Below are 12542 nucleotides of genomic sequence, written 5' to 3' on the forward strand. Positions count from 1 at the left end.
CATGCAGCCCCGTGCGGTCGATGCAGCCGGCGTCGCGCACGAAACAGCGGGTGCCGGCGCGCGCATCGTCTCGCTGGTGCCGAGCATCACCGAAACCCTCTTTGCGCTCGGCCTCGACACGCAGATCGTCGGGCGCACCGGCTTTTGCGTGCATCCACACGACAAGGTGCGCGAGGTCCCCAAGGTGGGCGGCACCAAGGCCGTCAAGCTCGATGCGATTCGGGCGCTGCGCCCCACCCATCTGATCGTCAATATCGACGAAAACGTACGCGACACCGTCGAGCAGTTGCGCGCCTTCGTGCCGCACATCGTGGTCACCCATCCGCAGACACCGCAGGACAATCTGCGTCTGTACGCGTTGCTCGGCGCGATTTTTGATCGTATGCAGCAGGCGCAGCGACTGGGCGACGCGCTCGAAGCGCGGCTGCGCGAAGCCGCGACGCGCAGTTTCGCCGCGCAAAACGTGCTGTATCTGATCTGGCGCGATCCCTGGATGGGCGTGGCGCGCGATACGTATATCGCCGCGATGCTGCGGCTCGTGAACTGGCAAACCCTGCCCGACGTGCGAGGCGGCGTCGCGGGCGCCGCGCGTTATCCGCTGCTCGATTTCGACAATGCACCCTGGCTTGCCGATGTCGACCGCATCCTGCTGGCGAGCGAGCCGTATCGCTTCACGCGCACGCATCGCGATACGCTCGCGCGGGATGCGCGGCTCACCGGCAAGCGCATCGAATTGATCGATGGGGAAATGGTGTCGTGGTACGGCGTGCGGGCGATTGAAGGCATCGGCTACCTGCTGCGGCAGGCGAGCGCGCCATGACACCCGAACCCCGCAACCATATGGATATGCGGATTATGTTGTTGTCGCCGCCATCGCCCTTCGATAAGCTTTCGCGAAGGCCGCAACGCGCATGCCCGGATCAATCGGGCCAGGCGCAAGCGCCGCAAACGTATCACAATCGGGACGGCGTCAACGCCAGTACCACGTCGCCGGAATAACCACACAACCGGACGCACTGCCTGACTGCGCTCGTTATGGGAGAACCTATGCGCTTCAAACTGCTCGCAGCCGCCGTACTGTTCACGACGCCCGCGCTCGTGCTCGCCAAACCGCTGACCGTCTGTACCGAGTCGAGCCCTGACGGCTTCGACGTGGTGCAGTTCAATTCGCTCGTCACGACCAATGCATCGGCCGACGTGATCTTCAATTCGCTGGTCTCGTTCGACGAAGCCGCGAAGAAAGTGGTGCCGGCGCTGGCCGACAGGTGGGAGGTGAGTGCCGACGGCCTCACCTACACGTTCCATCTGCGCCCGAACGTGCAGTTCCAGACCACCGACTACTTCAAGCCCACCCGCGCGCTGAACGCCGACGACGTCATCTTCACGTTCGACCGCATGCTCAACGACAGCAATCCGTGGCACAAGGTGGCGGGCGCGAGCGGTTTCCCGCATGCGCAGTCGATGGGCCTGCCGAAGCTGATCAAGTCGATCAGCAAGGTGGACGACAACACGGTCAAGTTCGAACTGAACACGCCGAACGCGACCTTCGTGTCGATTCTGACCATGGGTTTCGCGTCGATCTATTCGGCTGAATACGCCGACCAGTTGCTCAAGGCAGGCAAGCAGGCCGATCTGAACGCACAGCCGATCGGCACCGGTCCGTTCACGCTGAAGAGCTATACGAAAGACGCGGTGATCCGCTACGACGTGAATCCGACGTACTGGGGGCCGAAGCCGAAGATCGAGCGCCTGATCTACGCGATCACGCCGGACGCCACCGTGCGGGCGCAGAAGGCCAAGGCGGGCGAATGTCAAATCGCGCTGTCGCCGAAGCCGCAGGATCTCGCCGACGCGAAGCAGGACAAGTCGCTCGCGATTGTGCAAACGCCGGCGTTCATGACCGCGTTCGTCGCGTTGAACACGCAGAAGAAGCCGCTCGACAACCAGAAGGTGCGCGCCGCGCTGAACATGGCGTTCGACCGCACCACGTATCTGAAGGCCGTGTTCGACAACACTGCGACGCCGGCCGTGAACCCGTATCCGCCGAACACGTGGAGCTACAACCACTCGATCAAAGGCTGGCCATACGATCCGGTCAAGGCGAAGAAGCTGCTCGCCGACGCCGGCTATCCGAACGGTTTCGAAACGACGATCTGGGTGCGTCCGAACGGCAGCGTGCTGAATCCCAATCCGAAGGCCGGCGCCGAAATGCTGCAGGCCGACTTCGCGAAGATCGGCGTGAAGGCGGACGTGAAGGTGATCGAATGGGGCGAGCTGATCAAGCAGGCCAAGCAAGGCCAGCATGACTCGCTGTTCATGGGCTGGGCTGGCGACAACGGCGATCCGGACAACTATCTATCGCCGCTCTTCAGTTGCAACGCGGTGAAGTCGGGGATCAACTTCGCCCGCTTTTGCGACCAGGATCTGGACAAGCTGATTGCCGACGGCAAGGCCACGCCGGATATCGCCAAACGCACCAAAGCGTATGAAGCGGCGCAGCAGATCATCCACGACGAGGCGCTGTGGATTCCGCTGGGGTATCCGACCGCCGCGGCGATCACGCGCACGAATGTGAGCGGCTATCACGTGAGTCCGTTCGGACGACAGAACTTTGATACGGTGGCAGTGCAGTAGTCGGCCACGATGCTTGAGGGCTTGAGGGCTTGAGGGCTCGAAGGCCGTCGAGGCCCGCAAAAAAGCCCGGTTGCGCAACTTGCGCAACCGGGCTTTTTTTAACCACTCCGAAGAGCGGCCTGCAAGCAGACGGGCACGAAGCCCGTCACATTCACACGGTCAATCGTCCAGCAACGACAGATCGCGCACCGCGCCTTTGTCCGCCGACATGACCAGCTTCGCGTACGCCTTGAGAGCGCCGGACACCTTGCGCGGGCGCTGCTTGACAGGCTTCCACCCTTTCGCGTTCTGCTCCTCGCGGCGGCGCGCCAGTTCCTCGTCGGACAGCAGCACGTCGATCGTGCGGTTGGGAATGTCAATGCGGATCTTGTCGCCATCGCGCACAAGGCCGATCGCGCCGCCGGCCGCCGCCTCGGGCGAGCAGTGCCCGATCGACAGACCCGACGTGCCGCCCGAGAAGCGGCCATCCGTCAGCAGCGCGCAGGCCTTGCCCAGGCCCTGGGACTTGATGTAGCTCGTCGGGTACAGCATCTCCTGCATGCCCGGGCCGCCTTTGGGGCCTTCATAGCGCACGATCACCACATCGCCGGCCTTGACCTTGTCGTTGAGGATGTTCTCCACCGCCTCGTCCTGCGATTCGGTGACGTGAGCCGTGCCCTCGAACACGAGGATGCTCTCATCCACCCCTGCCGTCTTCACCACGCAACCATCGAGCGCGATGTTGCCGGTCAGCACTGCCAGACCGCCTTCCTTGGAAAACGCGTGCTCGTACGAGCGGATGCAGCCCTCGGCACGATCCAGGTCGAGGCTCGGCCAGCGCGTGTCCTGGCTGAACGCCACCTGCGTGGGAATGCCGGCCGCGCCAGCCAGGTAAAAGGTCTTGACGGCTTCGTCCTGGGTGCGGGTGATGTCCCACTGATCCAGCGCGTCCTTCATCGTCGTGGCGTGCACCGTGGGCACGTCGGTGTGCAGCTTGCCGGCGCGCTCCAGCTCACCGAGGATCGCCATGATGCCGCCCGCGCGATGCACGTCCTCGATGTGGTACTTGTTGGTGTTGGGCGCCACCTTGCACAGCTGCGGCACGATGCGCGAGAGACGGTCGATGTCCGTCATCGTGAAGTCGATGCCTGCCTCACGCGCGATCGCCAGCAGGTGCAGGATGGTGTTGGTGGAACCGCCCATCGCGATGTCCAGCGTCATGGCGTTCTCGAACGCCTTGAAGCCCACCGCACGCGGCAGAATGCGCGTTTGTTCCTGCTCGTAGTACTCGCGCGCCAGTTCCACAATGCGGCGGCCAGCGCGCTTGAAGAGCTGCTCGCGGTCGGCGTGCGTGGCCACCACCGTGCCATTGCCGGGCAGCGAAAGGCCCAGCGCCTCGGTGAGGCAATTCATCGAGTTAGCCGTGAACATGCCCGAGCACGAGCCGCAGGTCGGGCACGCGGAGCGTTCCACCTCGGCCACGTCGGCGTCCGAATAGGCCTTGTCGGCGGCGATCACCATCGCGTCCACCAGGTCGAGCTTCTTGAACTCGATGGTCCCGGTGGCGGGGTTGGCGAGGCGCGTCTTGCCCGCTTCCATCGGCCCGCCGGAGACGAAGATCACCGGGATGTTCAGGCGCATCGCGGCCATCAGCATGCCGGGCGTGATCTTGTCGCAGTTGGAGATGCACACCATCGCGTCGGCGCAGTGCGCGTTGACCATGTATTCCACCGAGTCCGCGATGATGTCGCGGCTGGGCAGCGAATACAGCATGCCGTCGTGGCCCATCGCGATGCCGTCATCGACGGCGATGGTGTTGAACTCCTTGGCGACGCCACCGGCGGCCTCGATCTCACGCGCGACGAGCTGGCCCAGGTCCTTCAGGTGCACATGTCCCGGCACGAACTGGGTGAACGAATTGACCACCGCGATGATCGGCTTCGAAAAGTCTTCGTCTTTCATGCCGGTGGCGCGCCACAGGGAGCGCGCGCCCGCCATGTTGCGGCCGGCGGTGGAGGTTTTGGAACGGTATGCGGGCATTGTGGTTGCTGTAGAAATATCGCAGATAGGAAGCGGGCCACGGAATAAAGGCCCCTCGCGCGCCCGTGCGAACAACCTTTTGAGCCGCGCTCTGGGCAAACCCGGCGATTATCCCACACCCCCTTGAGGTGCGCGGCCCAAGGGTTGCGCGCCTCGAAACGGCGCGCAACCCGTAGTGGACGAACAAGCTTTTATCGACGCATCGAGCCCGTCACGCCGCCGCGAAACGAATCACGCCGTCCGCGTCCTGCGTGCGCTTCAGTTCGCCGGCGAGCCAGAGCAGATGCAGGTGCGCGAGCGCCTCACCCATCGCGAACGTCATCTGATGGATGTCGAGCTGGCGCTTGAACATCAGCGGCACGATATCCGCGGCGCTGCGCGGTTTTTCCGCGCACGCTTCGCGCACTTCGGCGAGCCGCGCGTCGTGATGCTCACGCAATTGCCGGATGCGCGTATGCACGCCGCGAAACGGCTTGCCATGCGACGGCAATACCAGCGTGTCCTCGGGCATCGCCTCGTAGCGGCCGAGCGACTCCAGATACAGCGCGAGCGGCGTGCCTTCCGGTTCGATGTCGAACACCGACACGTTGGTCGAGATGCGCGGCAGCACCATGTCGCCTGAGATCAGCACGCCGGTCTCTGCACAATGCAGCGCGCAGTGCTCCGGCGAGTGGCCGAAGCCCGTCACCACCTGCCACGTCTTGCCGCCGATCTTCACGCCATCCGCTTCGCGCAGACGCCGGTATTGCGCCGGAATCTCCGGCACCAGGCTCGTGTAATAACTCTTGCGATTGCGCAGGTTCTCGAGCGAATCCGGGTCATTCAGACCGTGTCGCGCGAAATGCCGCGCCGCGGACTCGCCGCCCGCGTTTGAACCGTCGCCGGTGGCCATCACGCGAGCCTGCATGTATTCGCCGAGCGTCATCCACAGGCGTGCGTCCCAGCGCTTCCTGTCGCCGCCGCTGCAGATCCAGTGCGCGAGGCCAATGTGATCCGGATGGCAGTGCGTGACGATCACGCGCAGCACAGGCAGGCCGTCGAGCAGCGAGTCGAACACGGTCTCCCAGTTCTGCTTGATGGTGTCCGACGTGATGCCGCAATCCACCACCGTCCAGCCCTGCTGGCCGTCGATCTCGTCGCGCAACAGCCACAGGTTGATGTGGTCGAGCGCGAAAGGCAGCGGCATGCGCAGCCAGAACACGCCGGGCGCGACTGCCAGCGCCTCGCCCGCTTGCGGGAGGTTATCGTTGAATGGGTATTGGAGTTGGTGTTCGAGTGCATTCATGGGGGGTGTCTTCCTCCGTCGGCCATCCGGCATGGCGAGGTGTGCGATGCCGGTCGGCGTGGTTATGGCGCGCTGGCCATATCGCGCCGTGGGTGCAGCAATGGTTGCGTTCAGCTCAGGTTGACGATAACGTAAACGTCGATTCTATCGTTCAATCCGATTTTTTGCCCGACCACGAGATGCTCCGATGAACACGCAATACACGATCACCGAGCTCGCGCGGGAATTCGACGTCACGCCACGCGCGATCCGCTTCTACGAAGATCAGGGTTTACTCGCGCCGAGCCGCGAGGGGTCGAGCGGTTTGCGGCGCGTCTATTCGGGCCGCGACCGCACGCGGCTGAAGCTCACGCTACGCGGCAAACGGCTCGGCTTCACGTTGTCGGAAATCCGCGATCTGCTCAATGTGTACGAGTCGCCAACCGATACGGTGCCGCAACTGCATGCGTTCCTTGCCACGGTGACGCGTCATCGCGAAGTCCTCGAGCGTCAGCGCGAAGACCTCGACGCGACGCTCGAAGATCTCGCGCAATACGAAGCCCAGGCACGCGCGCTGCTCGAAGGCGGCACACGCGAAGCCAAGCCCGCATGAGCGCGAGCGACGTAAATATTTTTTGCTGCAAGTTGCGCCGCTTAAGGCATGCCAAACTGACGCATTGAGCGGAGTTAGTCTGAACGTCGGCGAACGCCTGACAACGCCTGGCAGGCGTCGAGGCACAAGCCGAGCGGCGCGATGCGTCGCGAGCCCACCCGGACGATACAATCACGGGTGTCTTCACGACATGGGACGAATGCACGGTCGACATGAATCACTTCCCTAAACTGCTGTCGTCGCAAATCGGCTTTGACGTCGCCCAGACGATGCTCGAAGGATTCGACCGGCATTACCGGATCTTTCGCGACGCCGCGATTCACGCCAAGACGCTCTTTGAAGCCGGCGACTGGCATGGTCTGCAAAGGCTCGCACGCGAGCGCATCACCTCGTACGACGAGCGCGTCGAGGAATGCGTCGAACTGCTCGAAGACGAATACGACGCGGAGAACATCGACGACGAAGTGTGGCAGCAGATCAAGCTGCACTACATCGGGCTGTTGACCACGCACCGCCAGCCCGAGTGCGCGGAAACGTTTTTCAATTCGGTGTGCTGCAAGATTCTGCACCGCTCGTATTTCAACAACGACTTCATTTTCGTGCGCCCGGCGATCTCGACCGAATACCTCGAGAACGACGAACCTGCCGCGAAGCCGACCTTTCGCGCGTATTACCCCGGCAAGGACGGTCTGGCCGCGACGCTCGAACGTATCGTCACGAACTTCCAGCTCGATCCGCCGTTCGAAGATTTGCCGCGTGACGTCGGCTGCGTGGTGCAGTCGATTCGCGACGCGTTCGGCGTATTCGACGAAGCGCCGAACTTCCAGATTCATGTGCTTTCGTCGCTGTTCTACCGGAACAAGGCGGCGTATATCGTTGGACGGATCATCAACGGCGACGCGCTGCTGCCGTTCGCCCTGGCGCTGCGTCATGTGAAGCCGGGCGTGCTCGCGCTCGACACGGTGCTGCTCAGGCGCGAGCAACTGCTGATCATCTTCAGCTTCTCGCACTCGTATTTCCTCGTCGACATGGAAGTGCCGTCGGCATACGTCGAATTTCTCGGCACCATCATGCCGGGCAAGCCGAAAGCGGAAATCTATACGTCGGTGGGCTTGCAGAAGCAGGGCAAGAATCTGTTCTATCGCGACCTGCTGCATCATCTGTCGCATTCGAGCGATCAGTTCATCGTCGCCCCCGGCATCAAGGGGCTCGTGATGCTGGTGTTCACGCTGCCGTCGTTCCCGTACGTGTTCAAGCTGATCAAGGACAGCTTTCCGCCGCCGAAGGACACCACCCGCGCGAAGATCCAGGAGAAATATCAGCTCGTCAAGCGGCACGATCGGCTCGGCCGCATGGCCGACACGCTCGAATATTCGAGCGTCGCGTTGCCCGTGTCGCGGCTCGACGATGCACTCGTGCGCGAACTCAAAAAGGAAGTGCCGTCGCTGATCGAACACGAAGGCGACAATCTGGTGATTCGCCATATGTACATCGAGCGCCGCATGGTGCCGCTCAATCTGTTCCTGCAAAACGGCAACGACGACGACATCGAGCACGGCATCAAGGAATACGGCAATGCGGTGAAGGAGCTGATGCAGGCCAACATCTTCCCCGGCGACATGCTGTACAAGAACTTCGGCGTGACGCGTCATGGCCGCGTCGTGTTCTACGACTACGACGAAATCGAATATCTGACCGACTGCAACGTGCGCGCGGTGCCGGCGCCGCGTAATGAGGAAGACGAAATGTCAAACGAGCCGTGGTACTCGGTCGGACCGCACGACATTTTCCCGGAGACGTACGGCACGTTCCTGCTCGGCGACCCACGCGTGCGCCGCTCCTTCATGCAGCATCACGCGGACTTCTTCGATCCGGCGCTGTGGCAAAAGCACAAGGATCATCTACTGAAAGGCGAACTGCCCGACTTTTTCCCGTACGAAAGCAACGTGCGCTTCTGCGTGCGCTATCCCGAACGCTTTGCCGCGGCGGCCTCGCATGCAGCGGCGGCCCCGGATACGGATACGCCTACAGACGGGCGCAACGCGCGAGCGGCGTGAAGCGCATGCGCCGCTTGCATCGCTGAACGCATCGTCCGAACCCGCATCGTCCGAACTTATGTAACGACTCGACCGGTCAATCGGTCGAGCAACCGCCCAGACGCATCATGAACACGAACGTTTCCTCCTCTTCCCATCCGCTCTCGCATCTGTTCGACAACAACGATGCGTGGGTCGCCCGCAAGCTGTCCGAGGACCCCGAGTACTTCTCGCGTCTCGCCGATCAGCAGACGCCGGAGTATCTGTGGATCGGCTGCTCCGATTCGCGTGTGCCGGCCAACCAGATCATCGGCCTGCCGCCGGGCGAAGTGTTCGTGCACAGGAACATCGCCAACGTGGTGGTGCATACCGATCTGAACTGCCTGTCGGTGATCCAGTTCGCCGTCGATCTGCTGAAGGTCAAGCACATCATGGTGGTCGGCCACTATGGCTGCTCGGGCGTCGGCGCGGCGCTGCACGGGCGTCGCGTGGGTCTCGCCGACAACTGGCTGGCGCATGTGCAGGACGTGCGCGCGAAGCACGCCGCGCTGATCGAGGAATGGCCGATCGGCGAAGCGCGGCATCGGCGGCTGGTCGAACTGAATACGATCGAACAGGTGGTGAACGTGTGCCGCACCACCATCGTCATCGACGCGTGGGCGCGCGGCCAGGACCTGACCGTGCACGGCTGGGCGTACGGCGTACACGACGGCAAGCTGCGCAATCTCGGCATGACGATCAACGACCCCGCCGCGCTCGATGCGACGTACCGCGATTGCGTGGCGGCGGTGTCGGCGAACGGCGCGCGCAACGCGGAGAACGACGTGGTCGCCGCCGATGCGGCGCAACTCGGTGATGTGCCGGCAGTCATCGAAGGTGTGATCAAGGAGCTGAAACATGAGTGAGACGAACATGAGCGATAAGCAAACCGCAGCGCAGGCTGATCCGATTGTCATCGTGAGCGTCGCGCGTACGCCGATGGCGGCGTTGCAGGGCGATTTCGCGTCGCTCACCGCGCCGCAACTGGGCTCGGTGGCGATCGAGGCCGCCGTGCAGCGCGCGGGCCTGAAGCCCGAGCAGATCGACGAAGTGGTGATGGGCTGCGTGCTGCCCGCCGGCCTCGGCCAGGCGCCCGCGCGCCAGGCCGCGCTCGGTGCCGGCTTGCCGCTCGCCACCGGCTGCACCACGGTGAACAAGATGTGCGGCTCCGGCATGCGCGCGGCGATGTTCGCGCACGACATGCTGGCCGCGGGTTCGGCCGACGTGATCGTCGCGGGCGGCATGGAGAGCATGACCAACGCACCGTACCTGCTGCCGAAGGCGCGTGGCGGCATGCGCATGGGCCACGGCCAGGTGCTCGACCACATGTTCTACGACGGTCTTGAGGACGCCTACGAGAAAGGCCGTCTGATGGGCACGTTCGCCGAGGAATGCGCGGCGTCGTTCGACTTCACGCGCGAGGCGCAGGACGCGTTCGCGCTCGAGTCGCTCAACCGTGCAAAGCGCGCCAACGAAGACGGCTCGTTCGCGTGGGAAATCGCGCCGGTGAAAGTCCCGGGCCGCAAGGGCGAGCTCACCATCGAGCGCGACGAGCAGCCGTTCAAGGCCAACCTCGACAAGATTCCGACGCTCAAGCCCGCGTTCAGCAAAACCGGCACCGTGACGGCGGCCAACTCGTCGTCGATTTCCGACGGCGCCGCCGCGCTCGTGATGATGCGCGAATCGACCGCGAAGCGTCTCGGTGTCGCGCCGATCGCGCGGGTGATCGGCCACTCGACGTTCGCCCAGGAACCGGCGAAGTTCACCACCGCGCCGGTCGGTGCGATTCGCAAGCTGTTGGAGAAGAACGGCTGGCGCGCCGACGACGTCGATCTCTACGAAGTCAACGAAGCATTCGCGGTGGTAACGATGGCCGCGATGAAGGAACACCATCTGCCGCACGAGAAGGTCAACGTGAACGGCGGCGCTTGTGCGCTCGGCCATCCGATCGGTGCATCGGGCGCGCGGATTCTCGTTACGCTGATCGGCGCGCTGAAGAAGCGCGGCGGCAAACGCGGCGTCGCGACGCTGTGCATCGGCGGCGGCGAAGCGACGGCGATGGGCGTCGAACTGGTTTAACGCGTGATGCGCGGTGTCTAACGGAGCGAGGTATTCGATGAAGACAGTGTTGATCGTCGGTGCGTCGCGTGGCATCGGCCATGAGTTCGTGCGGCAATACCGCAAGAGCGGCTGGCGGGTGCTCGCCACCGCACGCGACGGCGCCGCGCTCGACGCGTTGAATGAACTCGGCGCGCAAACCTTCGCGGTCGACGTGACCGCGCCCGAGGAAATCGCCGCGCTCGGCTGGAAGCTCGACGGCGAACGGCTCGATGCGGCGATTCTGGTGTCGGGCGTGTACGGTCCGCGCACTGAAGGCATCGAGACGATCACGGCTGAAGACTTCGACCATGTGATGCAGACCAACGTACGCGGTCCGATGCAACTGATGCCGATCGTGCTGCCGCTCGTCGAAGAAGCCGGCGGCGTCTTCGCGGTGATCTCGAGCAAGATGGGCAGTATCGCCGACGCGAGCGGTACGACCGGCTGGCTGTATCGCGCGAGCAAGGCCGCGCTGAACGACGCGTTGAAGCTCGCGTCGCCGCAGGCGCGGCGCGCCACGTGCGTATCGCTGCATCCCGGCTGGGTGCGCACCGACATGGGCGGCCCCCAGGCGGCGATCGATCCCGCGCGCAGCGTCGCCGGCATGCGTGAGGTGCTCGCGCAGGCCGCGGCCGCCCGCGAAGCGTTCAATGGCCGTTTCTATCAATACGACGGCACGCAGCTCGACTGGTGAGGAGACACGTCCATGGTGCTTGATCAGGATCACGTGATGGTCCGCGACGCGCTGCGCACGTTCGTGAGCGAAGCGATCACGCCGCAGGCCGCCACATGGGACCGCGAGCGCACGTTCCCGCAGGACGTGCACCGGCAACTCGCCGCACTCGGCGCCTATGGCGTGCTGGTGCCCGAAACGTACGGCGGCGCCGGCATGGACGCGCTGGCGCTCGCGCTGATCCTCGAAGAGATTGCCGCCGGCGACGGTGGCACGTCGACGGCCATCTCCGTCAACAACTGCCCGGTGTGCAGCATCCTGCTGAGCTTCGGCAACGACGCACAGAAGCGCGCCTGGCTGACGCCGCTCGCGCGTGGCGAAATGCTCGGCGCGTTTTGCCTGACCGAACCGCAAGCCGGGTCCGACGCGTCCGCGCTGCGCACCACCGCGACCCGCGACGGTGACGCGTACGTGCTGAACGGCGTCAAGCAGTTCATCACGAGCGGCAAGAACGGCCAGGTCGCAATCGTGATGGCGGTGACCGACAAGACGGCGGGCAAGCGCGGCATCAGCGCGTTCATCGTGCCGACCGATACTCGCGGCTACGTCGTCGCGCGACTCGAGGACAAGCTCGGCCAGCATTCGTCGGATACGGCGCAGATCGTGTTCGAAGACTGCCGCGTGCCGGCCGCGAACCTGATCGGCGCGGAGGGTGAGGGCTATCGGATTGCGCTGTCGGGGCTCGAAGGCGGTCGCATCGGCATTGCGGCCCAAAGCGTCGGCATGGCACGCGCCGCGTTCGAAGCCGCATTGAGCTACGCGAAGGAACGCGAGAGCTTCGGCGCGCCGCTTTTTTCGCACCAGGCGGTGCAGTTCCGTCTCGCCGACATGGCGACGCAGCTCGAAGCGGCGCGTCAATTGATCTGGCACGCCGCCGCGTTGAAGGACGCCGGCCGGCCATGCCTCACGGAAGCCGCGATGGCCAAGCTGTTCGCCTCCGAAGCCGCCGAACGCATCTGTTCGGCGGCACTGCAGATTCACGGCGGCTACGGGTATCTGAGCGACTTTCCAGTCGAGCGGATTTACCGTGACGTGCGCGTGTGCCAGATCTACGAAGGCACCAGCGACATTCAGAAAATCTTGATCGCTCGCGGTCTTAATTGA

11 protein-coding genes are annotated in these 12542 nt (G+C 63.9%); 9 read left to right on the forward strand and 2 right to left on the reverse strand.

The features are described from left to right. Position 1: 1 nt before the first annotated feature. A complete protein-coding gene (locus BN2475_RS05375) occupies positions 2–820 on the forward strand; it encodes a helical backbone metal receptor (RefSeq protein ID WP_094778516.1) in 819 nt (272 codons plus the stop codon). Positions 821–1047: 227 nt separating this feature from the next. After that, positions 1048–2634: an ABC transporter substrate-binding protein gene (locus BN2475_RS05385; RefSeq protein WP_094778518.1), complete on the forward strand. Its 1587-nt coding sequence runs from the start codon at positions 1048–1050 to the stop codon at positions 2632–2634. 159 nt (positions 2635–2793) lie between these two features. Here the strand turns inward: BN2475_RS05385 and ilvD are convergent, their stop codons facing one another. Then, complete coding sequence (ilvD, locus tag BN2475_RS05390) at positions 2794–4611, reverse strand: dihydroxy-acid dehydratase (RefSeq protein WP_245841148.1); 1818 nt, start codon at positions 4609–4611, stop codon at positions 2794–2796. Between ilvD and BN2475_RS35280 the strand changes: the two genes are divergently transcribed. After that, a complete protein-coding gene (locus BN2475_RS35280; protein ID WP_245841149.1) occupies positions 4523–4780 on the forward strand; it encodes a hypothetical protein in 258 nt (85 codons plus the stop codon). The genes ilvD and BN2475_RS35280 overlap by 89 nt on opposite strands. Before the next feature lie 84 nt (positions 4781–4864). Here BN2475_RS35280 and BN2475_RS05395 read toward each other — a convergent pair whose 3' ends face one another. Further along, complete coding sequence (locus tag BN2475_RS05395) at positions 4865–5938, reverse strand: MBL fold metallo-hydrolase (RefSeq protein WP_094778520.1); 1074 nt, start codon at positions 5936–5938, stop codon at positions 4865–4867. Positions 5939–6125: 187 nt separating this feature from the next. Here BN2475_RS05395 and BN2475_RS05400 point away from each other — a divergent pair, with 187 nt between their 5' ends. The 6 genes from BN2475_RS05400 to BN2475_RS05425 all read left to right on the forward strand — a co-directional run bounded on the left by BN2475_RS05400 (position 6126) and on the right by BN2475_RS05425 (position 12542). Continuing rightward, positions 6126–6530: a MerR family transcriptional regulator gene (locus BN2475_RS05400; RefSeq protein WP_094778521.1), complete on the forward strand. Its 405-nt coding sequence runs from the start codon at positions 6126–6128 to the stop codon at positions 6528–6530. Between the two features lie 212 nt (positions 6531–6742). Continuing rightward, entirely contained in the window at positions 6743–8587 is a 1845-nt protein-coding gene (gene aceK / locus BN2475_RS05405; RefSeq protein ID WP_094778522.1) for a bifunctional isocitrate dehydrogenase kinase/phosphatase, read from the forward strand. A 107-nt stretch (positions 8588–8694) separates the two neighbouring features. Continuing rightward, positions 8695–9471, forward strand: coding sequence for a carbonate dehydratase (gene can, locus BN2475_RS05410; RefSeq protein WP_094778523.1), 777 nt, complete (start codon positions 8695–8697; stop codon positions 9469–9471). Continuing rightward, complete coding sequence (locus BN2475_RS05415; RefSeq protein ID WP_094778524.1) at positions 9464–10684, forward strand: acetyl-CoA C-acetyltransferase; 1221 nt, start codon at positions 9464–9466, stop codon at positions 10682–10684. Before can ends, BN2475_RS05415 begins: the two co-directional genes overlap by 8 nt. A 37-nt stretch (positions 10685–10721) precedes the next feature. Beyond that, positions 10722–11399: an SDR family oxidoreductase gene (locus BN2475_RS05420; protein ID WP_094778525.1), complete on the forward strand. Its 678-nt coding sequence runs from the start codon at positions 10722–10724 to the stop codon at positions 11397–11399. A 12-nt stretch (positions 11400–11411) separates the two neighbouring features. Beyond that, the gene (locus tag BN2475_RS05425; protein ID WP_094778526.1) at positions 11412–12542 is read left to right on the forward strand and encodes an acyl-CoA dehydrogenase family protein; all 1131 of its coding nucleotides are present in this window, start codon (positions 11412–11414) and stop codon (positions 12540–12542) included.

It is taken from the genome of Paraburkholderia ribeironis (genome assembly GCF_900019265.1).
Taxonomy (GTDB): Bacteria; Pseudomonadota; Gammaproteobacteria; order Burkholderiales; family Burkholderiaceae; genus Paraburkholderia; species Paraburkholderia ribeironis.